Annotated in this window: 18 protein-coding genes; 9 read left to right on the top strand and 9 right to left on the bottom strand. The window is 62.7% G+C overall.

What is annotated here, in order from left to right; all coding sequences use genetic code 11:
- Window positions 1-97: 97 nt before the first annotated feature.
- Entirely contained in the window at window positions 98-1,519 is a 1,422-nt protein-coding gene (locus tag BRPE64_RS24495) for a purine-cytosine permease family protein (RefSeq protein WP_044042964.1), read from the top strand.
- Between the two features lie 23 nt (window positions 1,520-1,542).
- Here the strand turns inward: BRPE64_RS24495 and BRPE64_RS24490 are convergent, their stop codons facing one another.
- The 5 genes from BRPE64_RS24490 to BRPE64_RS24470 all read right to left on the bottom strand — a co-directional run bounded on the left by BRPE64_RS24490 (window position 1,543) and on the right by BRPE64_RS24470 (window position 8,459).
- Window positions 1,543-3,252: a M48 family metalloprotease gene (locus BRPE64_RS24490; protein WP_232519287.1), complete on the bottom strand. Its 1,710-nt coding sequence runs from the start codon at window positions 3,250-3,252 to the stop codon at window positions 1,543-1,545.
- The gene (locus tag BRPE64_RS24485) at window positions 3,252-3,641 is read right to left on the bottom strand and encodes a hypothetical protein (protein WP_044042962.1); all 390 of its coding nucleotides are present in this window, start codon (window positions 3,639-3,641) and stop codon (window positions 3,252-3,254) included. Before BRPE64_RS24485 ends, BRPE64_RS24490 begins: the two co-directional genes overlap by 1 nt.
- On the bottom strand, window positions 3,638-5,260 hold the full coding sequence (locus BRPE64_RS24480) for a CHASE2 domain-containing protein (RefSeq protein ID WP_016347602.1): 1,623 nt from the start codon (window positions 5,258-5,260) through the stop codon (window positions 3,638-3,640). Before BRPE64_RS24480 ends, BRPE64_RS24485 begins: the two co-directional genes overlap by 4 nt.
- A 282-nt stretch (window positions 5,261-5,542) precedes the next feature.
- Complete coding sequence (locus BRPE64_RS24475) at window positions 5,543-6,715, bottom strand: GNAT family N-acetyltransferase (protein ID WP_016347601.1); 1,173 nt, start codon at window positions 6,713-6,715, stop codon at window positions 5,543-5,545.
- 280 nt (window positions 6,716-6,995) lie between these two features.
- On the bottom strand, window positions 6,996-8,459 hold the full coding sequence (locus BRPE64_RS24470) for an MFS transporter (protein ID WP_016347599.1): 1,464 nt from the start codon (window positions 8,457-8,459) through the stop codon (window positions 6,996-6,998).
- Between the two features lie 278 nt (window positions 8,460-8,737).
- Here BRPE64_RS24470 and BRPE64_RS24465 point away from each other — a divergent pair, with 278 nt between their 5' ends.
- Complete coding sequence (locus BRPE64_RS24465; protein ID WP_016347598.1) at window positions 8,738-9,781, top strand: alpha/beta fold hydrolase; 1,044 nt, start codon at window positions 8,738-8,740, stop codon at window positions 9,779-9,781.
- Between the two features lie 17 nt (window positions 9,782-9,798).
- Window positions 9,799-10,296 (top strand): cytochrome P460 family protein, encoded by a 498-nt coding sequence (locus BRPE64_RS24460; protein ID WP_016347597.1) that lies wholly within the window; start codon window positions 9,799-9,801, stop codon window positions 10,294-10,296.
- 6 nt (window positions 10,297-10,302) lie between these two features.
- Here BRPE64_RS24460 and BRPE64_RS24455 read toward each other — a convergent pair whose 3' ends face one another.
- The gene (locus BRPE64_RS24455) at window positions 10,303-11,145 is read right to left on the bottom strand and encodes an EamA family transporter (RefSeq protein WP_016347596.1); all 843 of its coding nucleotides are present in this window, start codon (window positions 11,143-11,145) and stop codon (window positions 10,303-10,305) included.
- Window positions 11,146-11,254: 109 nt separating this feature from the next.
- On the opposite strand from BRPE64_RS24455, the gene gcvA reads away from it, so the two are divergent.
- From gcvA to BRPE64_RS24430, 5 genes are all read left to right on the top strand, one after another.
- Complete coding sequence (gcvA, locus tag BRPE64_RS24450) at window positions 11,255-12,142, top strand: transcriptional regulator GcvA (protein WP_016347595.1); 888 nt, start codon at window positions 11,255-11,257, stop codon at window positions 12,140-12,142.
- Between the two features lie 203 nt (window positions 12,143-12,345).
- Window positions 12,346-13,497 carry an epoxide hydrolase family protein gene (locus BRPE64_RS24445; protein ID WP_016347593.1) on the top strand — a complete coding sequence of 384 codons (1,152 nt, stop codon included), beginning with the start codon at window positions 12,346-12,348 and terminating at the stop codon, window positions 13,495-13,497.
- A gap of 230 nt (window positions 13,498-13,727) precedes the next feature.
- Complete coding sequence (locus BRPE64_RS24440; protein ID WP_016347591.1) at window positions 13,728-14,489, top strand: SDR family NAD(P)-dependent oxidoreductase; 762 nt, start codon at window positions 13,728-13,730, stop codon at window positions 14,487-14,489.
- Window positions 14,490-14,523: 34 nt separating this feature from the next.
- Entirely contained in the window at window positions 14,524-15,804 is a 1,281-nt protein-coding gene (locus BRPE64_RS24435; protein WP_016347590.1) for an MFS transporter, read from the top strand.
- A gap of 25 nt (window positions 15,805-15,829) precedes the next feature.
- The gene (locus BRPE64_RS24430) at window positions 15,830-16,765 is read left to right on the top strand and encodes a LysR family transcriptional regulator (protein WP_016347589.1); all 936 of its coding nucleotides are present in this window, start codon (window positions 15,830-15,832) and stop codon (window positions 16,763-16,765) included.
- A 9-nt stretch (window positions 16,766-16,774) separates the two neighbouring features.
- On the opposite strand, the gene BRPE64_RS24425 is transcribed toward BRPE64_RS24430, so the two are convergent.
- On the bottom strand, window positions 16,775-18,277 hold the full coding sequence (locus tag BRPE64_RS24425) for a glycosyltransferase family 39 protein (RefSeq protein ID WP_016347588.1): 1,503 nt from the start codon (window positions 18,275-18,277) through the stop codon (window positions 16,775-16,777).
- A gap of 155 nt (window positions 18,278-18,432) precedes the next feature.
- Between BRPE64_RS24425 and BRPE64_RS24420 the strand changes: the two genes are divergently transcribed.
- Window positions 18,433-19,179: a FadR/GntR family transcriptional regulator gene (locus BRPE64_RS24420; RefSeq protein ID WP_016347587.1), complete on the top strand. Its 747-nt coding sequence runs from the start codon at window positions 18,433-18,435 to the stop codon at window positions 19,177-19,179.
- Between the two features lie 18 nt (window positions 19,180-19,197).
- On the opposite strand, the gene lhpH is transcribed toward BRPE64_RS24420, so the two are convergent.
- Together lhpH and BRPE64_RS24410 are read right to left on the bottom strand one after the other, a co-directional pair.
- The gene (gene lhpH / locus BRPE64_RS24415) at window positions 19,198-20,205 is read right to left on the bottom strand and encodes a trans-3-hydroxy-L-proline dehydratase (protein WP_016347586.1); all 1,008 of its coding nucleotides are present in this window, start codon (window positions 20,203-20,205) and stop codon (window positions 19,198-19,200) included.
- 14 nt (window positions 20,206-20,219) lie between these two features.
- The gene (locus tag BRPE64_RS24410; RefSeq protein WP_016347585.1) at window positions 20,220-21,341 is read right to left on the bottom strand and encodes a branched-chain amino acid ABC transporter substrate-binding protein; all 1,122 of its coding nucleotides are present in this window, start codon (window positions 21,339-21,341) and stop codon (window positions 20,220-20,222) included.
- Window positions 21,342-21,359: the final 18 nt, after the last annotated feature.

Here is a 21,359-nt window from a genome sequence, read left to right as displayed (position 1 = left end):
TTCACGCGGTACCTCCGTCAAAGCGACAGCACACGCTTCGAGCGTGAGGGCATCGCTTTGCCGTCGACTTATTGCTATCGAATCACAGGAGACGACTTTGAACACAGCGCAACAGAACGCTTCGCCGCTGATCGAGAAGCACACGATCGGCTATGTGCCGCCCGAGGATCGTCACGGCAAGGTGCGCGATCTCTTTACGCTGTGGTTCGGCGGGAACATTGCGCCTCTGCCGATCGTGACCGGCGCGCTCGGCGTGCAGATGTTCCATCTGAATCTGCTGTGGGGCATCGTTGCGATCGTCGTGGGGCAGGCGGTCGGCGGCGTGTTGATGGCACTGCATTCGGCGCAGGGACCGCAGATGGGCATTCCGCAGATGATCCAGAGCCGCGCGCAGTTCGGCTCGTGGGGCGCGCTGCTCGTCACGGTGATCGCCGGCGTGATGTATGTAGGCTTCTTCGCGTCCAACATCGTGCTGGCGGGGAAGTCGCTGCACGGTATCGAAAGCGCGGTGTCGGTGCCGGCGGGCATTATCGTCGGGGCGCTCGGGTCGGGGCTGATCGGCATCATCGGATACCGGTTCATTCATATCCTGAACCGCATCGGCACGTGGGTGCTTGGCATTGGCATCTTCGTCGGCTTCGGGTACATCCTCACGCATATCGCCACGGACGATTTCCTCACGCGCGGCGGCTTCAATATTGCCGGGTGGCTGGCAACCGTGTCGCTCTCGGCGCTCTGGCAGATCGCGTTCGCGCCGTATGTGTCCGACTATTCGCGCTATCTGCCGGAGAACGTGCGCGTTGCATCGACATTCTGGGCGACGTATCTGGGCTGCACCATCGGTTCGACGCTCGCGTTCGTCTTCGGCGCGGTTGCGGTGCTGGCCGTGCCGCCCGGTGCCGACGCGATGGACGCAGTGAAGCAGGCCACCGGTCCGCTCGGCCTGCCGATGCTCGTGCTGTTCCTCTTGAGCGTGATCAGCCATAACGCGCTGAACCTGTACGGCGCGGTGCTCGCGACGATCACTTCGTTGCAGACGTTCGCGTATCGCTGGATTCCTACGGCCAAGTCGCGCGCGGTGTTGTCGGTCGTGATTCTGCTTGCATGCTGTTATGGCGCGATCGGTGCGTCGACGAACTTCGTCGCGAATCTCGTAGATCTCGTGCTCGCGCTGCTCGTCGTGCTGGTACCGTGGACGGCCATCAATCTGATCGACTTCTATGTGATCCACAAGGGCAAGTACGATATTCAATCGATCTTTCAGGTGGACGGCGGCATTTACGGGCGCTTCAATCCGCAGGCGTTGATCGCGTATGCCATCGGCATCGTCGTGCAGATTCCGTTCATGAATACGCCGATGTACGCAGGCCCCGTGCCGAAGTATCTCGACGGCGCGGACCTCTCGTGGGTCGTCGGCCTGCTGCTGACGTCGCCGCTGTATTACTGGCTTGCATCGCGCGATACGGTTTATCGGCGCAGGCAGAATCATGCGCAGATGGCGTCGAACGCCACGCGCTAAAGACCGGCGCAAGCACGCGTGGCCTACTTCGGCAGAATGCTCTTCGCCCAGTCGACCACCTTGCTGCGCGCCTTGTCGAACTCGTTCGTGTTCGTGCCGTCCGCTTTGGCCTGTTGCGTGGGCGCTTTTGCGGCGGCGAGGCAAGCGGCCTTCATGTCCGGATACTTGATGCTGCAGGTCTGCGCGAGTTCGTTGGCATGCTGCACGTTGCCGTGCTCGCGATAGTATGAAATCACCGATGGCCAGGTGATCGACGCGCGATCGAAATAATCGAATTGCTGCAACAGGAACGACTCGCCCTGGCGCGGGTCCTTGACGGCAACGCGCCGCGCGAGATTGGTTTGTATCAGCCACGACGGATCGCGCGAGTTCTGGTTGCGGCGCAGAACCTGCGCCTGCGCATCGGGCGAACCGCTATGCGCGAGCGCCATCAGATTCGAGAGCAGGAAGACCGGATACGCATCGTTCGCGGTGACGCCGGAGGCCGCCTTCTGCGCGAGATCGAGCGCCTGGCTGTACTGTCCCGCCGCCTGCAGGTTCTGCACGTCGGCGGTGGATGCGTAATGCGTGAGGATCGTGGGCGTCGAGCCGCGCTTCCTGGCGGCTTCCCACGCGTCCTTGCGCGGGTCCGGCCGCTTGTCGCCCATCACGGGGCGCACGAGTTTGGTCAGGCTTTCTTCGCGCGCGGCCGGATCGCCGTGATCGTCATGCAGGGATTCCATCTGTTCGTCGATCTGATTCTCGATCAACTGTTGCAGGTCGAACGCGTTTTGCGCCGCCCCGACTTCGACATCCGAACGCACCGACGTATAGGATGAAACGACGTCGCTGAGCGCCGAGAGACTGCCGATCTGATTGAGCCGCATCGTGCTCGTTCCGGCGGACACCGGCACGAGCGGCTGCGCGTGCGCCTTGGTCGCCGCGCTCTGGCTCGCTTTTGCACGGGCCATTTGCGCCTGTTGCTCGCGCAGTTTCTTGCGCCGTTCCTTCGACTCCTGATCGTAGGTGATGACGCGCTCGAAGAACGCCTTGAAGCCGTCGATATACGAGTAATTGCAACGCAGGCTGATGGTCGCGCCGAAGCGGTCGGCCTGCTCTTCGACGCTGCGCTGCCACGCCGGAAACAGCACGCGCGTGCCGAGCGTATCGACGACGCCGACATTGTCGATGCCCGTCCACGCGTTGGCCGTCGGCGGCTTGTTCGCGATGGACCACGCGAGCGAGACCACTTCGGCGGACGTCTGACCGGCCGTGCGCACATCGAAGATCGCATGATGATTCAGATAGACGTGCCCGAACTCATGCGAAAGAATCGCGAATATTTCGTCTTCCGACTCGGCGGACTGAATCCATCCCATCGAGACGAAGATATTGCCCGCGCCGCTCGAATTGGCGTTGAGGCCCGTGTCCGCGATGACATGAACGGAGCCCGGATAGCCCGGCGTGCCCGCCGTCTTCTTGATGGTGACGAGCAGGCTGTTGAGATAGGCCTCCATGTCCGGCATCGGCACGAGGCCATAACCGTCGGCGCGCGCCTTGCTCAGGTCGAGCTTCGCGTCGGGCCAGGTGCGTTGCGGCGGGGGCGGCAGCACGCCGACGCCGTCCATGTCGCCCGCGTTCCGGTTGGTTCCGGTGATGCTGCCGAGATCGAGCGGCAGTTTGGTGTCCGCGCACGCGCCGAGCAGCAGGCTCGCGCAGGCGGTGCAGAAGCAGCGCCGGTTGATGGTGGTCATCATTGGCACCTGTTGGTGGCGGCGCCGAGCTGGCCCGCGGCGTGGACGCTTGCCGAGGCGTTGCATTTGGCACGGTTGTCGCGGCGCATCTTGATGTCCATGCCGTCGACCCAGTAGCGTTTGCTGCCGACGGCGACCGGATAAAACCCCTTCTCTTGCGTACCGGTTACGTGCAGCGGCATGGCTTCGGGCGGCGCGAGGCCGGCGCTTTCCTTGTCATCCGGCGAGGCATAGAGTTTGAGAGACCCTCCCGCCTTCATCGGTTCGACCAGGGTCTCCTTGGGCTCGGCGTCGGCGGCTTGAGAAGTGGCAACTGGCGCGATCGAGAGCGCGAGCAGCGCCGCGATCGACAGCAACCTGACGCATGACCCGGAAAGGTGCTTGTTCATGACTTTTCCTCTTTGACGTCCAAGATCCAGTTGGCGAAGTCGGGTCCCCACTCGACCCATTCGAGAGCCAGCGCGCAGGCGACCAGATGCGAAACGGGGAGAAACGGCACATGCATCACGTGCTGCCCCACGACCAGGAACACGACCGCGAAGACGATCAGCGCGACGCCGCTGATCAGAAAGCGCCCGATCTTGATGACAACGTCCCTGAGCTTCCTGTACGCGTAAGACCTGACGGGCGGCGCGGGTGACACGTTCGGCCCGGGCGTCTGCTCCTGCGACTTGCGTCTCTCCTTGAGCTGGCGCTCCACAAGCTCTTTGCCCGCACGCACGAGAACGATCGGCAGCAGTCCCATCAGGCACAGCCCGGCAAATGGAAGCCAGCGCTTGTCGGACGGTCTGGAAGGCGGTTCCCAGTGCTCCTGATATCTGCCTCGTGACGTCAGCAAGTTGTCGAGCGCCATGGCGTGCAGAAATACACCGGGAATGCGGTCATGCAGCGGCGACACGACAATGTCGTTCGAATAGCGAAGCGACGTTCCGATCATCACGACCTTGTCGCCGAAGGCCTCTTTCAGTTCGCCCGTCGTCATGTCGTAAAGCTCGCTTGCGTGGATCGTCCGATGAAATACGCATAGCGGGCGGCTGAGGCTGCGCATGACGGCGCGTGCCTGTGCGCGTTTGAAGAGGGTCCAGTCGCTGTCGTCGGAAGTGCAGTAGGATTTTTCGTCTTTCTCGCCATCGTCGAAGCTGATGAGATGCGCATCCTTGCGCGCTTCCTTCTCTTCGTCGTCTTCGGCTTCCCACAACAGACCGGCCTGCGCGGTGTCGAGTCCCCAGGTCAGGACCATCGAGCTGCCGATCTCTCGTTCGGGCAGGGCTTGCGACAGCTCGAACGCGTCTTCGTAAATCGACAACGCGGCGCTGCGCGGTATCGGCGCGTGCGGAGTACTTTCAGCGGCCGACGCGCGCTTGATCCCCGATGTGCGGGCGTCATCGGAATGATGCGGCGCTTCCTCGAAAAAGAGCCGATAAGTCCACGTGATGTGATCGACTTCATTCGGCGAATACTCGATGGCGACCCGCGTCGCCCCGGGGAAATCGTCGAGCTCCTTGCCGATGGTGAGTTTGTCGTCGCGGTCGCGACGCGCGGCCAGAAAGACGACCGGATGCGGGCCGCGGGCCTCCTTGTCGATCTTGTCGATCTCGGTTTCGAATTTTTTCAGGGCATCCGGAGCCTGTTTATGTTCGAAGACGATATCGAAGAAAACGGCGCGCGGATGATAACTATCATTATTGACGAACGCGCGCAGGAGCATCGCGTAGTAGTCGAACGGCGCGGGCCACGACGGCACCGCTTCCCTGGCCAGCGACTTTTCGTCAATCAGCAGCACGGTGATCTCGTCGCGATGCTTCGTTCCGTACCACGCGCCTTCGAGCGGCGCCGCCAGCTTGGCGATTTTCTGCGCGCCCAGTTCCTCGGTGAAGCGGCTCGGCAGCACGAGCGCCACGAGACAGCCCATGAGAATGGTCGACAGCAAACGCCAAAAGAACATCCAGCCCGGACTGCGCAGGCCGGTTTGTTCATGCGATGTTTCTTCTTGATTGCTCGCCGCCATCGCTCGACCTTTAGCGTTCCAATCGCGACAGGTTGAGTTTAGGAAATTGGAAGTGCGAAGCGAAATTCTTTTTTGCTTGCCGAAGGCGCTTTTGCGGATTGATGTGTATTGCTTACCGATGAAGTCCGGCGCAATACGCAGATGATTACGCGCTTGTCAGCCTGAAGGTCCAGCCGGCGTGACGACAGGCACGATAAGCGCGTCGAGGCTTTCCGATGAATTACTCCGACGTTTGCGGTCGGACGAGTTCTACGCCGCGCATCAAAGCTGCACCGCCGAACGCTACTTCCCGCGCGTTTCTATCGATCCGACCGCTTCCTGCGTATCGTCGCTTCGATGCGATGCATGCCGCGCGCCCTTCAGCCACGCGTACATATCGCGGCAAGCGCGCACCGTCCGGTAGCCGACGAGGCCCCAGGTCGAGTTGGCGATCTGCATCGTCCATGCATGGCTGCGGTTGCCGCGTCCCCAGTAGGACTTGAAGCGCTCGGAGCCGACGCCGAAGTCGATGTCGTAGTGCTGCTCCAGCGCCCATTTGACGGCGTGCTCCCACGCAATGGAGCCCGCGCCGAACCTGGCCAGCGACGGATCGAAACTGCCGATCACGGCATTCGCGAGCGGATTGCCGTGGCTCATGATCGCGCCGGCAATCGGGCGGCCGTCGAGCGTCACGACGGTCATGCGCGCAGGCGGCTCGTACGCCGTGCCGCCGCGGTGCGTAAGCGTCGAGATCAGGAAATCTTCGTAGTATTGCGAGAAGAGCCATACGCCCTTCTTCCCGGTGCGCTCGGCCCATTCGCGTTTCCACGCGAGCAGCGCGCGCACGCAATGCGTAATGCCCTCGGCATCCGCGGGATCGATCAGGCGGATGCTCAGTTCGCCTTCCTTCGCGAGCCGTCGCGCGAGTTGCCCGGGCTTCTTGCCGTGCATCGTGCCGAGCGAGCGGCAGTACGTGTTCCAGTCGGCTTCATCGCGCAGTTTCGCGATCCACGCTTCGTGGCGCGAGAGACCGAGCACGCGCGGTTCGCGCGAGGCGACGCGATGCAGTTCGGACCCTTCGTTCAGATACGGCAGATGCACGAAATCCGCCTTGCAATGCGCGCACGCCGCGCGCCATGCGGATTCGATATGCGTGATCGCGCTGGGGCCGTCCTCGACGAGGATGCTCGTGTAGTCGGCGGCATCGGGACTGAGCGGAAGGAGATAGGTCCAGAGGACGCGTCGCCGCGACACGAGCGGCCACACGAGACGCAGCTCGCCGCGCTCGCGCAGCACGATGCAATGCAGCTTTTTGTTCTGCGGCCGCGCGACGTGACGCCAGGCGAGCAGGTTTATGTCGAAGCGCTGGAAATAGCGTCCGTGCGCCTTCAGCCAGAGCGCGTTCCACGCTTGTTCGAGCGCAAGCAGGCCTGGCTCGTCGGTGATGACTTCCAGCTGGATTTGACCGTCGCTCATGCGATCCCCGTGACGCGACGCGCGGGTGCGCGCTGCTCGTCGCATGACTCCGCGGCCAACGTCTGCGCTCGCGCTTCGCCACCCGTCATGCCGACTATCACATTACATTCGACGCCGACGACTTACCGGCCAACAGTCAGTGCTTTTCACGCGACATACTGTCAATGGGATTGCTGCGTCACTATCTCCGTATCACTAACGAAAGAAACAAGTGCGCATAACGTAAGAAACGACGATTTTCATCTTCGATAAAGATGCAAAAAGATCCAGACCGCGCCGTTCACGTCTGCGCTTCGTTCTGCGTTTTTCGCAAGTGCAGGCCGAGCGCATGGCGCGCGCTCAACGCGAGCAGCACGCAGGACACCGCGTTGAAGAGAAAGAGGCCGCTCGGGCCGACGATCGTCATCATCGCCGAGGCGAGCGCGGGACCGGTCATGCCGCCGAACGAGAACAGCACGAGCAGCGTCGCCGAAATGGCGACCCGGTGATGCGCCTCCGTGCGGTCCTGAACGTGCGACACGATAAGCCCATACTGCGTGAACGTGACCGCGACGTAGGCGAGCGTCGCGCACCAGGTGATCGCGCGGACGTCGAAGCAGAAGAGCACGAGACTCAGCGTCGCCGAGATCGATGCCGTGTAGTAGACGAGACGGCGTCGGTCGACGCGGTCGGAGATGCGGCCCATCGGCCATTGCGGCACGAGCGCGCCGATCAGCGCGACGCCCATGAAGGTTGCGAGCTCGCTCGTCGAAAAGCCCGCGCGTTCGAGATAGACCGGCATCATCGCGTAGAAGCTGCTGTAGATGAGGCCCGCGAGCACGCAGCCCGGCACGGCGAGCGGCGCGGCGGCCATCATCTCGCGCACGCTTTCGCGCCATGTGCGCGCGGGCATGCGGTTGAGCGATTCATCGGCGATCTTGACCGGCCAGCCTTCGAGCAGCGTCACGGGCAGCACGGCGGCGGCGAAAAGCGCGGCGGCGATCGAGAACTGTTGTCCGCCCGAACCCGCGCCCACGTTCAGCAGGAACTGGCCCGTTCCCACCGCGAGATAGTTGATGGCCGCATACGAGCCGAAGACCTGTCCGCGCTTTTCGTTCTCGACCGTGCCGTTGAGCCAGCTTTCGATCGACGTATACAGCCCCATGAACGCGACGCCGGTGAGCAGGCGCACGGCGCCGAGCGCCCACGGCGATTGCGCGGCGCCGAACGCCATGGCGAGAATGGATGCCGCTGCCGAAAACGCGACAAAGGTCCGATGCTGCCCGATACGGTCGATGAGCCTGCGATTGACCACCGCGCCGAGAATGAAGCCGCCGTAATAGCACGACTGAATGAGGCCGATGACGATCGTCGGATAGCCGGCTTGCAGGATGCGCAGCGGGATCAGCGTCTGAAAGAGGCCGTTTCCGGTGATGAGCAGCGCGTAGCCGCACAGCAGCCCGGCGAGCGCCCGATAGCTGCTCGCACCGCCGCCCTGGAGTTGCGGCGGCGCGGCGGGCGGCGTGGCGGCGGCGGGCGGCGTCTGGCGGCCGAACAGCTTCGCTTCGGTGAGCGGACCGGTGCGCGCGACGGCGGGCGTTTCCGACGATTCGTGCTCTTGCCCTTCGTCGCTTTGGTCGCTTTCGTCGCCTTCGTGGCCGGCTTCCTCGTTGGGTGCTGCCTGTGTCGTGTCGGGATCAGGGGCGGGAACCTGCGCGAGATCGTTTGCGGAATCGCGCGTCAATTCGTGTTCGATTTTGGACATGACACCCTTGGAAGTTCGGAAGGCGCGGCGTGCTTCGTGGTTTTGCCGTGCCTGCGTGGCGCTGCCCGTCGATGCTAACCGACAGCAGGGCATCGTCGCGATACTTCTAGGGGAAACCCTGAGGCGGCGGCGAATCGCGCGCGGTTTGTATCGCACTGTGTCCGCGCAACCCGGCGACACATTGCGTTGCACCGCTCGCCGCCCGCGACACAAGCCAGATACGTTCATCGATTCAAATAGTCCCCGAGCGCAACCACCCACGTACAAGGAGATCGACCATGCCGGACCAAATCGATACGCGGCGCCGCCGCCTGCTGGGCACGACCGTCGCGGGCATCGGCTTGCTGGAGCTGGGCTTGAGCGGCCTCGCCCGCGCGAGCGAAACCACGACGCCGCGCAACGCGGCCGCGCCGCTGCGGCCGGAAGCATTCACGGACCTGCGGCACGTCGAGACACCGACGCTCAGCATCGCTTATGCGGAAACGGGGCCGGCGAACGGTCCCGTCGTGATCCTGCTGCACGGCTGGCCGTATGACATCTACAGCTACGCCGAAGTCGCGCCGATGCTCGCGGCACAGGGTTATCGCGTGATCGTGCCGTATCTGCGCGGCTACGGCGCGACGCGCTTTCTCTCGGCCGACACGCCGCGCAACGGCCAGCAGGCGGCGCTCGCACGCGATGTCATCGAGTTGATGGACGCGCTGAAGATCCAGCGCGCGATTCTCGGCGGTTTCGATTGGGGCGGGCGCACGGTGAATATCGTCGCGGCGCTGTGGCCCGAGCGCGTCAAGGCGATGGTCTCGGTGAGCGGCTATCTCATCGGCAGTCAGGAAGCGAACCGGGCGCCGCTGCCGCCGAAAGCGGAACTGGCGTGGTGGTATCAGTTCTACTTCGCGACGGAGCGCGGCCAGGCCGGCTACGACGCGAATCGTCACGACTTCAACAAGCTGATCTGGCACACGGCGTCGCCCCAATGGCAATTCGACGATGCGACCTACGATCGATCCGCCCAGGCGTTCGGCAACCCGGATCACGTGGCGATCGTGATTCACAACTATCGCTGGCGGCTGGGACTCGCGCAGGGCGAGGCGCAATACGACGCACTCGAAGCGCGTCTCGCGAAGGCGCCGCCGATCGCCGTGCCGACGATCACGCTCGAAGGCGATGCCAACGGCGCGCCGCATCCGGACCCGTCGGCGTATGCGAAGAAGTTCACGGGGCGATATGCGCATCGCAATATCGGCGGGGGCACCGGGCACAACTTGCCGCAGGAAGCGCCGCGCGCGTTCGCCGACGCGATCATCGACGTCGCACGTTTTTGAACGAGATGCCACGCCACATGATTGCGCGCGCCGCGCTTTGCCTGCCGTTCCTGCTTTCGACGATGACGCAGCACGCGTTCGCGGAGCCGTCGAAGGCGGCGGCATCGCCGATTTATGGCGTGACGATTCCCGAGGGTTATCGCAAGTGGGAACTCGTTGCGCCGGCGGAAGAGGCCGCGCCGCTCGACGAGTTGCGCGTCGTGCTCGGCAATCCCGTCGCGATCAAGGCGATCGAGCAGGCGACGCAGCCGTATCCCGACGGAACCGTCCTCGTGAAGCTCGCCTACAAGCGCCGCCAGTCGGCCGACTTCGAGCCGGCCACGGTGCCCGGCGCGCCGACGACCGTACAAGTGATGGTGAAGGACTCGCGCCGCTATGCGTCGACGGGCGGCTGGGGCTTCGGGCGTTTCGTGAACGGGCAGCCGGTCGATGCGGCCCAGCATCAAACGTGCTTCGCCTGTCACGCCGCGCGTGTGAAAGATCGCGATTACGTGTTCACGCGCTTCGCCCCGTGACCCGCGTTAAAGGCCGAGACACACCGCGCCCGCCGCGACGACCACGCACGCGATCCAGCGCCGCGCATCGACGTTTTCGCGCAGGAACATCCGCCCGATCAGCGCGGCGAACACGACGCTGGTCTCGCGCAGCGCGGACACCGCGCCCATCGCGCCCGCCTGCATCGCCCAGATGACGATGCCGTAGGCCGCGATCGACACGAGTCCGCCCGCAATCGACGAACCAACCGACATCGGCGCGGTCAGCAGCGGTTTCCAGAGCGCCGGAGCGCCGCGCCGGACGATGAAGATCAGCGGCATCATCCAGTAGAAGAGGAACATCCACGCGGTGTAGGCGAACGCCTGACCGTCGGACAGACGCACGCCGATGCCGTCGATCACCGTGTAGATCGCGATGGTCACGCCGGTCAGAAACGCCGCGAGTGCGCCCGCGCGCGACACGTGCCGTCCCTGCAACGCGAGCGCCATGATGCCGCCCGAGATCAGCGCGATGCCGAACGCGTGCAATCCGCCGATCGCCTCGTGCGCGAACAGCGCCGCGCCGAGCGTGACGAGCAGCGGCGACGAACCGCGCGCGATCGGATATGCCTGCGCCAGATCGCCCCGCCGGTACGAACGCACGAGGCTCACGTTATAGACGATATGCACGAGCCCCGACGCGACGATATACGGCCACGCCGCCGGCGCCGGCAGCGGCAGAAAGACCACCGCAACGGTCGAGACCACGCCGATGGCGATGCTCATCCAGACCATCGAGAAAAAGCGGTCGCGATTGCCGTGCAGCATTGCGTTCCAGCTCGCGTGGAGCAGGGCTGCCAGAAGGACGACACCGCCGGTATAGCTGAGCATGCGCGATTCTTCGTTTTAGTTATCGAAGTTAAAAGAATATCTATCTTGTGATACGACGACAAACCACTTATCTTCGGATGTCGCGTTATAAAATCTACTTCGAATTCGAATGAACCGGATTTTGCCTCCACTCAACGCGCTGCGCGCCTTCGAGGCGGCGGGGCGGCTCGGCAGCTTCAAGGAAGCCGCCGCCGAATTGCATGTGACGCACGGCGCCGTGAGCCAGCAAGTGCGCGTGCTCGAAGAATGGCTCGGCGCGCCGCTGTTCGAACGGCATAACCGGCGCGTCGTGTTGACGCCTGCGGCCAGGACGTATCTCGCGGAAATCGGTCCGCTGTTCGAGCAGCTCGCGCAATCGACGGCGCGTTATGGCCTGTCCGCCGCCGTGTTCCGCACACTCGCCGTGAATGCGCCCGCGACCTTCGTTTTGCGCTGGCTCGTGCCGCGGCTGGGGCGTTTCCGCAGCGCGCATCCCGATGTCGAGGTTCGGGTGGAGACATCGAACGAGCCGGTGGAGGCGCTGAAAGACAGCTACGACATCGTGATTCGCGGCGGCCCCGACACGTTCTATGGCTATTCGATGCGAAGCTTCCTCGCGGAAGAGCGCGTTCCGGTTTGCAGTCCCGCGCTGCTGGAGCGCATGCCGCTGCGCGTGCCGGAAGATTTGGCGCGGCATACGTTGCTGCACACGTCGAGCCTGCCGCGCGTCTGGCCGGACTGGCTCGCGCAGGCAAACATCCCGCTGCTGCGCCCGGCGGCGGTGCTGACCTTCGATCACTTCTATCTGACCTTGCAGGCCGCCGTCGATGGCATGGGCATCGCGATGGGACCGACAGCACTCGTCGCGGACGATCTCGCCGCGGGCCGGCTCGTGATGCCCTTTGCGCTTCCGCGTCTGCCATCGCGGAGTTATTGCACTTACATACCGGATGCGAAGCTCGGCGATGAACTCGTCGTGCTGTTCCGCGCATGGCTCGAACGTGAGGGAATGGGCTGATTCACGCGCGGGACACGATATTGACATCATCGATCCGACACAGACCTGCGTCACACGCGCGCCCGTTTTTCGCGCCCGCCATGATGGCCGCGATGTGACGATAAAGAAGTCGTGCGTCATCCAAAGCTCGAACGTGCGGCAAGTGCGCAACGGAAGGCCGCGTTACACTGAACGCCCGATCATCATGTCGTGCGGGACTTGCCATGCATATCGAGCCATTTCAGATTGCCGTTCCCGACGACCAGATCGCCGATCTGCACCGGCGCCTGCGCGCAAGCCGCCAGCCCCCGATGACGCCATCGGACCCGTGGCGTCAGGGCATGGATGCGACGTGGTTGCATGAGCTGACGCGCTATTGGTCCGACGCCTTCGACTGGCGCGCGGCGGAACGTGAACTGAACCGGCAGCCGCAATTCATCGCCGAGGTCGATGGCCGGCGCGTGCACTTCGTGCATCGGCGTGGGACGGGGCCGAAGCCTTATCCGGTTGTCATCACGCATGGCTGGCCGGGATCATTCTTTGAGTTCCATGCGCTCACGGAGATGCTGTGCGATCCGGCATCCTTCGGCGCGGATCCCGACGATGCCTTCGATGTCGTCGTGCCTTCGCTGCCCGGCTTTGCTTTCTCGGACGCGCCTGCAACAGCGGGTACATCCGCGTTTCAGGTGGCCGACCAATGGGCCGCGCTGATGCAAGGTCTGGGCTATGAACGCTTCGGCGCGCAGGGCGGCGATCTCGGCGCGGGTGTCTCGGTGGCGCTGGCGGCGCGGCATCAGGCGCGGGTGGATGGCATCCATCTCAACTTTCTGCCGAGTTCGTACGAACCCGCCGTCGATGCCGCGCGTGCTCCGCTCACGGCAGCCGAAGAGGACTACCTGCGCGCCAAAAGCGAATGGGCCGCGCTCGAAGGCGGCTATGCCCACATGCACGCCACCAAACCGCAGACGGTGGCCACGGCGCTCAACGACTCACCGGCGGGACTTGCCGCATGGATCTGCGAAAAGTTTCGCGCATGGAGTGACTGCGATGGCGATATCGAGCGTTGCTTCTCGAAAGACGATCTGCTGACGAATCTCTCGCTTTACTGGCATACGCAAAGCATCGGCACGGCCATGCAGATGTATTGGGAGAACCGCTTGCAGCCGATGCGCTTCGCGGCGGGTGAACGCGTCTTGCCGCCGGTGGGCTTTGCACGCTTCCCGAAGGAAATCCATCGGCCGCCGCGCGAATGGCTCGAACGCGTCTTCAATGTCGTGCAATGGAGCGACATGCCGCGCGGCGGCCATTTCGCGGCGATGGAGCAACCCGAACTCCTCGCCGCCGAGATACGCGTGTTCTTCAGACGCTTTCGCTAGCGCGATTCAATGCGGCGGCCAGTCCGGATGGCCGCTTGCGCATCGGCATGCGGGCACTGGCGTTCGCTACCCATACGGACGATCGCGATTCCATTTTGGAATCGATCGCTAAAAGATTTTCATTTCTCGGTTATCAAAAGTTCGCTTACTTTAGAACCGTTCGGCTCGACGGCGCAAAAGGCGATGCGCTGTCCGCCTGGGGTGGGCCACGCTAAAAAAAGGAAGCGGTAATGGAAGATTTATTCGGAAAGGTCGTTTTGATCACCGGCGGCAGTTCGGGCATTGGAGCGGCGATGGCGGAAGCGTTCGCGAGTAAAGGCGCGATCGTCGCACTTCACTTCAACTCCGGCGTCGATGATGCAAGACGAATCGCATCCGGTATCGAAAAAAAGGGCGGCAAGGTTGTCATGTTCAAAGCCGATCTTACGGATTCTCGACAAGCGACAAGATTAGTCGAAGAGGTGGTCCAAAAGTTTGGGCATATCGATATCCTCATCAACAACGCAGGCAGCATCGTAGCGCGCGTGCCGCTGACCGAAGCGGATGACGAACTGATTCAACGTGTATTCGACATCAACGCAAGGTCAATGCTTTCCGTCACGCGATCGGTCGTCCCCATCATGAAAAAACGCGGCGGCTGCACGATTATCAATCTCACTTCTCAGGCGGCCCGAACGGGAGGCAGCCTCGGAACGGGTCTATATGCGTCGACGAAAGGCTATATCACCACGATGACGCGTGCCCTCGCCAAAGAGTTGGTGATGGACGGCATTCGCGTCAACGCGATAGCGCCCGGCGTCATCGACACGCCGATTCACGACGGAATAACCGATCAGAAAACAATAGAAACGCTCAAGTCCGCAATTCCAATGCGCAGACTCGGAACGGCAAAGGAATGCGCGGGCGCGGCACTGTTTCTCGCGAGCGAGCAACTCGCGAGTTACATCACGGGGCAGGTTATCGAAGTCAACGGCGGACAAATCATGCCGTAATTGATTAGTACTCTGAATAAAATAAGGAGACAACGTGGTGAGCCTGGAACACAAAGAAAACTCGAATCGCGTCAGAGCCATTTCGGCTTCGGTGATAGGCAACGCTTTGGAATGGTATGACTTCACCGTGTATGCCTTTCTCGCGCCGATCATCGGATCACATTTCTTTCCGACGTCGGACAAAAGCGCCGCGCTCTTGTCCAGTTTCGCGGTGTTCGGCGTCGGATTTCTGGCTCGGCCACTGGGCGGGATTTTAATCGGCATGTTCGGCGACCGTTTCGGCCGAAAGCCCGCACTTCTATTCACCATCGTTGCAATGGCCATGGGAACGGGCGTCATCGGTATTTTGCCCGGCTACGATGCGATCGGTATCGCCGCGCCGATTTTGCTTGTTTTTGCGCGCGTGCTGCAGGGATTTTCGGCGGGAGGAGAATGGGGCGGCTCGGCGTCCTTTCTCGTCGAGTGGGCACCGCCGAACCGGCGCGGCCTTTACGGCAGCCTGCATCCTGCAAGCATTTTTTTCGGGCAACTCGTGGGGCTGGGAACGACCGCCATTCTCGCGAGTGCGCTCGGCCAGGAAACGCTGGAAGCGTGGGCGTGGCGCATACCTTTTATCCTCGGCGCATTGGTGGGTCCGTTCGGATTACTCGTCCGCAGAATGGTCGGTGAAACTCCGGCGTTCGAGCATGCATCGAAATCCAATGCGATAGATGAACCGAAAATCCTCCGAACGCTCGCGCACGCGTTCTGTCTTGTCGCCGTGCAGTCGGTGGTGGTGTACACCTTCTTCTCGTATTTCCCGACCTTCATGCAAACGCATCTGGGGCTTGATGCCAGTCAAGCCCTTTGGTCGACAACTGTAGCAAACCTGGTCGTCATGGTGACTACAATTCTGGCGGGTGCATTATCGGATTTCATCGGCAGTAGAGGTCTCATGCTTCTTCACTCAGTTTTCTTTTTGCTGATGACTTATCCGATTTTGAGTTTCCTCACCGCTGGCCAGCCGCCTTATTCCACAATCGTATTGATTCACATAGGATTGGCGATATTCACAGGCCTCTTCTTAGGATCGTTTCCAACCGCGCTTGTAGATTGTTTCCCCACGAAGAAAAGACTCACGGGCCTCGGCATTGCCTACAATATTTCTTCGATGACTTTCGGCGGCTTCGCGCCATTCGTGGCAACGTACCTCATCAAACTGACCGGCTCTCCGTCTTCCGTCTCGTTCTATGTGATATTCGGCGCTCTCTTGTCGACCTTGGCAATAAGCCGAATGCCTGCCTCGCGGCGCGAGAATCTGAAGGTCCAGTTCTAGGGCTAATCTCCGCAAAAAGGCAAAGATGACTATCTCGCCCCAGACACTCTGGCGTCTGAAGTTCAAGCACCTTCGGCTGATAGATATCCTTGCCCGGACCGGCAATTTCCATCGCGCGGCGGAAGAACTCAATCTCACGCAGCCGGCGGCAACGAAGATTCTTCAGGATGTCGAGGATATTCTAGGACTGCTGATTTTCGACCGCTCGACGCGGCCGATGTCGATCAGCGACATAGGAGAGCATGTCGTCGACTATGCGCGGCGAACGCTTGCGGAGGGGGATCGCTTCACCGACAGCCTGAATAACCTCCGGCGCGGCGGATTCGGTGCGCTGTCAATCGGCGCAATCCTCGCGACGTCGACGGATTTGCTTCCGCAAGCACTGGCGGAATTAAAGCGCCGCCGACCGCTAATGACGATCCAGATTAAGGCCGCGACAAGCGATATTCTCGCCGACGCCTTGTTGAGAGGCGAACTGGATGTCGTTCTCGGACGCAGCCCGGACGACTTCAACGGCTCCCGATTCGAATTCACGCCCATCGGCATCGAGCAACTGTGGGCGTTTGTTTCGGCGAGCCATCCGCTCGCATTCAGGGAGAACGTCGATTATTTCTCACAACACGACTTCACCTGGGTGCTTCAACCGAAGCCCAGTCCTTTGCGCGCGCTCATCAACCGCGTCGCCATCGGCCACGGCCTTCCGGCATTCGATAACGTGGTCGAAACCACGTCCGTATCGGTGATGCTGCAACTCGTGCGTCACGCAAACATGGTCGCGGTTTTGCCGCATACGCTTGTCAAGCGAGAAATCGAAAACGGTGACTTCGTCAGGCTTCCCATTCAACTCGATAATCAACTTCCTCCGCACGGCATTCTGATACGAAAAGGCGAGGTGCTTTCGGCGAACGCGCTCGAATTCATCGCGATCGTAAAAAGCCTGGCTGCGGGCATATCGGCGTAAGTGCTGGTTTCAGCCGAAGTGCTGCAATTGCCGCCAGAACTGCGGCCAAGGGAGACGCGGGCCGTCGCAAAGATAAACATCGCGCTGGCGCATGGCGCTGTTTTCGATGCCGAGCGGATTATCGGCACGGCCTGCGATCCTGCACGACACAAACTCGCGCTCCACGAACCCACGCGGAAAGCCGACGACGATCAACGGCTTCGGCGGTACGTCGCCATAACCGCGAAACCAGTTGGTGTTCGTGCCGGAAATCGCATGCGGCAGCCCAAAGCTCGCCCCGTATAACGCGATGGCCGCCGCCTGCGCCGAGTCGGCCGCGAGAATGCCGACGCCCGCGCGTTGATCAGCGGGCAACGCGTCGCGGACTCGCGCGACGGCCTGCGCCAGTTCCGGCCATCCGAGTTCCTCGTTGAAGTTGCCGCCGTTGATGGCATCGGCGAAACGCCACCACGCGGAACCCAACGGCGCGACCGGCAGGACCGGCGCCGCGCCGAGCACGCCGCCGGTCGCGAGCAGCAAACACACGCAGCCGCGAACCATGCGCGCCCGCCGTGCAGTCCACGCAGCCGCGCGCCGCTCGCCCCAGACCGCGCCCGCGGCGAGCAGCATCGGATAGGCGGGCGTCATGTAATAGTCGCGGCCGCGCGCGATCACGAACAGCGCGAGCGCGACGAAATACATCCAGCCGATCGGGCGAAACCGCTTGCCGTCATCGGTGAAAAAGAGAAAGTACAGGCCGGCAAGCCACAGCGGAACCGTGAACGGATTCGTCGCGATCCAGAACTGGCCGGTGAGAAATCCGTTGGTGCGTCCGAGGCGGATGTCGCGATCGTGAATGCTTCGCAGGAAGTCGAGCGAGATGAAGTCGTGGCGAATCTGCCAGATCAAATGCGGCGCAACGATCACGCATGCGACGACCACGCCCGCCCAGAGCCACGGACTTCGCCCATAGCGGCGCGCCGGCGTGAGAGCCAGGCCGACGACGATGCCCAGCGCAAGAAACGACATCGTGTACTTGGTCAGCAGGCCGAGCCCGACGGCGACGCCGATGCCGAGACACCAGCGGGCATCGCCCGACGACAGCACGCGGATCGTGCAACAGGCGGCCGCGACCCAGCACAGATAGTCGAGGCTTACGTACTGGAAGAGGGAGCCTGCGCTCAGCGCGACGCTGCTGATCGCGGCGGCCAGCGCGGCTGCGATCTGCGCGTGTCGTCCGCCGCCCATGTCGCGCGCCATCAGGCCCGTGAGCACGAGCGCGATGCCCATCGCGACGGAAGAAAGCAGCCGCAGTCCGACGAGCGACGGCCCGGACAAAACCGTCGCGACGCGCGCGAGAAAAGGCGTGACCGGCGGCACGCCGACATAGCCCCACGCAAGCGAGCGCGCGTCTTCGAGCGTCGAGAGTTCGTCGCGATGAAAGCCGTATCGGCCGTTCGTGACGGCGTGCAGAAGGACCAGCGCCGCGGCCCAAAGAACGAGCACGGCGAGATCACCGTAGAAGTCTCCCATTCGTCGCCTGGCGAGATGCACGCATCCTCCCATCAACAAACGATCGCGGTACAACTGGAATAAAAGCGATCCAGTTTCGATTAGATGTGGACCGATAGGACACCACTGATGCTATATTGAAAGACCTGACTTTTCCTTCGCTACAACAGGCGCCCATGTCATCCGCCCGACCCGATTTCCCGCGCGATTTCCGACCGCTCCAGATCTACGAGCAGGTGTCGGACAGGATTCGCGCCGAGATTCGGTCGGGCCGGTTTCTGCCGGAAGCGCGGCTGCCGTCCGAGCGCGAGATCGCATCGCTGTTCGGCGTGGGCCGCCCGGCGGTTCGCGAGGCGATCGGCGCCTTGCAGAACGAAGGTCTCGTCGTCACGAAGCGCAACTCCGGCACCTATGTTTGCCCGAATGCGCCCGAGATTCTGGCGAAGCGCGGCCAGGCCGAAGACGACGGCGAAAAGCAGTCGCATGCGGACTTCAGCCCGTCGGCGACGCTCGATGTCCGCCTGATTCTCGAACCCGCCATCGCGCGGCGCGCGGCGGCGCGCAAAAAACGCGACAAGCTCGCCGAGCACTATCTCGCGCAAATGGAGACGCTCACCAACGTCGCCGATGCCGAGCAGCGCGCGTTGTGGAACAACAGCGACCGCCTTTTTCACCGGCAACTCGCCGTCATGACAGGCGATGCCCTGCTCACGAAGCTGGCCGAAGAAATCGCGCAGACCATGGATCAGTCGCTGTGGAAGCGCCTGAAGGACGACGGCATCAACGATCCGGCGCGCATCAGGCTGTATGTGGCGGAGCATCGGCTGATCTACGAAGCCATCGTGTGCGGCGATGCAGACGCGGCGGCGTTCTATGTCGAGCAGCATATTCATCGCGTGAAGCGCGACATGACGCCCGGCTAGGGCGTCTCCGCTTTCGGTTCAGCGCACGAGAAAGCCGTACGTGAGCGGATCGCGCTCGTCGATGATCCAGTTCGCGAAGCCGCAAATATGCGCCTCGCCTTCGATCTCCGGAATCACGGCGGGAAAGTCGTGCACGGTGGTTTCCTTCAGCACGCGTCCCTTGAAGATAGTCCCGACGATCGACTCGTTGACGAGCGTTTCATCCGCCTTCAGTTCGCCGCGCAGATAAAGCTGCGCGACGCGTCCGCCCGTGCCCGAACCGGTCGGCGAGCGGTCGACTTCGCGATCGGCGAACACGCAGCAGTTCGCCTGCGTCGATCCGGGATGACGCGGCGCATTCGCGATGATCGTCCCGTAGATATGATTGATCTCGGGGATGTCCGGATGCGCCAGCGGATACGCCTTGTTGGCCGCCTGCTTCACCTCCGCGCCGAAGCGGATCAGCTTCTCCACCGACGACTCGCGCACCGGAAGATCGAAGGGCGCGCCATCGACGTAAAAGTAAAACGCGCCGCCATAAGCGATGTCGCCGGTCACCGTGCCGAAGCTCGGCGTCTCGACGCTCACGTCGCGCTTCCAGATGAACGACGGCACGTTCACGAAGCGCACGGAACCCGCGTGATCGCCGTCCCACTTCACGAATGCCTCGATGAAGCCGCAGGGCGCGTCGATGCCGACACGCGTCTCGGGCGATGTGCGTTGCACCCAGCCGAGTTCGACTGCGGCCGTCGCGAGCGCGATGACGCCGTGTCCGCAATGATCGCTGTAGCCCTCGTTGTGCAGAAAGATGATGCCGAAGTCCGCGTCCGGCGAAACCGGCTCGGTGAGATAGCCGCCGTACATGTCGGCGTGGCCGCGCGGCTCGAACATCAGCGCGCGGCGAATGTCGTCGGCGTGCTCCTTCAGCCACGCGCGGCGCTGCACGATGGTGTCGCCGGGCAGGCGCGGCAGGCCGCTTGTCACGATGCGAAACGGCTCGCCGCCGGTGTGGACTTCGACGGTCGAAATGGATCGGGTGAGTTTCATCGAAAGCGCGGCGTTTATTGAGCGTAGGGCACGGGCAGGCCGTTGCGGATCATGTACACGGTGGTCGGCGCGCCTTGCAGGTCGCCGTTCGCGTCGAACGAATACGTGCCCGCGACGCCCTTGTACTTCTCCTTCGCGAGCTGCGCGATCAGCTTCGCGCGGTCGGTCGTGGTGCCGGCCTTCGACATCGCGTCGGCGAGCATCTTGACGCCGTCGTAGTAATTGACGCCGTAGACCTGCGTGTCGGTGTGATACGCGTCCTGATACTTCTTCAGGAACGCGCGGCCTTCCGGCGTCTTGTCGAGCGCGACGCCGCCCTGAGCGCAATACACGATGGACGCGGCATCGCCCGCCACCTTGCCCATGTCGGCCGAACAGATGCCGTCGCCGCCGAGCAGCTTCGCGCGAATGCCGCGCTGGCGCATTTGCTTCGCCATGGGTGCGCCTTGCGACGCGTAGCCGCCGAAGAAGATCACGTCCGGATTCTTCGCCTTGATCGCCGTGAGGATGCCGAGAAAGTCGGTTGCCTGCGAATTGGTGAACTGCTGATCGACGATCTTGATGCCGTTGGCCTTCGCGACCTTCTCGAACTGCTCGGCTACGCCCTGACCGTACGCGGTGCGGTCGTCGATGATGGCGGCCGTCTTCGCCTTGAGCGTCTTGGCGGCGAATTCGCCCATCGTGCCGCCGAGCTGCTCGTCGCTCGCGCCGATGCGGAAGATGTTCTTGAAGCCCTGCTTCGTCAGCGCGGGGTTCGACGCGACCGGCAGGAGCGGCACGCCCGCCGTGCTGTAGACGCGCGACGCCGGAATGGCCACGCCCGAGTTGTACGGCCCGAGCACGGCGAGCACGTTGCGGTCGACGAGATTCTGCGCGACCTGCACGCCGGCTTTCGGGTCGGCCTGATCGTCCTGCGAGTCGAGCTTGAAGGTGACGCTCTTTCCGCCGATGCTGATGTTCTGCTTGTTGAGTTCGTCGATGGCCAGTTTCGCGCCGTTCTCGTTGTCCTTGCCGTTCGGCGCCTGCGGGCCGGTGAGCGGCGCGGAGTGTCCGAACACGACGACTTCCTGCGCGGCCACGGACGCGGCGGCGCTCAACGCGGATGCCGCGGCCAAAGCAATGGCGAGATAACGCATAGACTGGTCTCCGTTTCG

The organism is Caballeronia insecticola, from assembly GCF_000402035.1.
Lineage (GTDB): Bacteria > Pseudomonadota > Gammaproteobacteria > Burkholderiales > Burkholderiaceae > Caballeronia > Caballeronia insecticola.
This window is presented reverse-complemented; position numbering and strand designations above follow the sequence as displayed.

What these genes read in the sequence shown, in the direction of transcription:
- BRPE64_RS24410 (WP_016347585.1), bottom strand. Translation starts at nt 21,341, where the DNA reads ATGCGTTATCTCGCCATTGCTTTGGCCGCGGCATCCGCGTTGAGCGCC.
- BRPE64_RS24465 (WP_016347598.1), top strand. Translation starts at nt 8,738, where the DNA reads ATGCCGGACCAAATCGATACGCGGCGCCGCCGCCTGCTGGGCACGACC.
- BRPE64_RS24490 (WP_232519287.1), bottom strand. Translation starts at nt 3,252, where the DNA reads ATGACCACCATCAACCGGCGCTGCTTCTGCACCGCCTGCGCGAGCCTG.
- BRPE64_RS24460 (WP_016347597.1), top strand. Translation starts at nt 9,799, where the DNA reads ATGATTGCGCGCGCCGCGCTTTGCCTGCCGTTCCTGCTTTCGACGATG.
- BRPE64_RS24475 (WP_016347601.1), bottom strand. Translation starts at nt 6,715, where the DNA reads ATGAGCGACGGTCAAATCCAGCTGGAAGTCATCACCGACGAGCCAGGC.
- BRPE64_RS24485 (WP_044042962.1), bottom strand. Translation starts at nt 3,641, where the DNA reads ATGAACAAGCACCTTTCCGGGTCATGCGTCAGGTTGCTGTCGATCGCG.
- BRPE64_RS24470 (WP_016347599.1), bottom strand. Translation starts at nt 8,459, where the DNA reads ATGTCCAAAATCGAACACGAATTGACGCGCGATTCCGCAAACGATCTC.
- BRPE64_RS24425 (WP_016347588.1), bottom strand. Translation starts at nt 18,277, where the DNA reads ATGGGAGACTTCTACGGTGATCTCGCCGTGCTCGTTCTTTGGGCCGCG.
- BRPE64_RS24420 (WP_016347587.1), top strand. Translation starts at nt 18,433, where the DNA reads ATGTCATCCGCCCGACCCGATTTCCCGCGCGATTTCCGACCGCTCCAG.
- BRPE64_RS24480 (WP_016347602.1), bottom strand. Translation starts at nt 5,260, where the DNA reads ATGGCGGCGAGCAATCAAGAAGAAACATCGCATGAACAAACCGGCCTG.
- lhpH (WP_016347586.1), bottom strand. Translation starts at nt 20,205, where the DNA reads ATGAAACTCACCCGATCCATTTCGACCGTCGAAGTCCACACCGGCGGC.
- BRPE64_RS24440 (WP_016347591.1), top strand. Translation starts at nt 13,728, where the DNA reads ATGGAAGATTTATTCGGAAAGGTCGTTTTGATCACCGGCGGCAGTTCG.
- gcvA (WP_016347595.1), top strand. Translation starts at nt 11,255, where the DNA reads ATGAACCGGATTTTGCCTCCACTCAACGCGCTGCGCGCCTTCGAGGCG.
- BRPE64_RS24445 (WP_016347593.1), top strand. Translation starts at nt 12,346, where the DNA reads ATGCATATCGAGCCATTTCAGATTGCCGTTCCCGACGACCAGATCGCC.
- BRPE64_RS24455 (WP_016347596.1), bottom strand. Translation starts at nt 11,145, where the DNA reads ATGCTCAGCTATACCGGCGGTGTCGTCCTTCTGGCAGCCCTGCTCCAC.
- BRPE64_RS24430 (WP_016347589.1), top strand. Translation starts at nt 15,830, where the DNA reads ATGACTATCTCGCCCCAGACACTCTGGCGTCTGAAGTTCAAGCACCTT.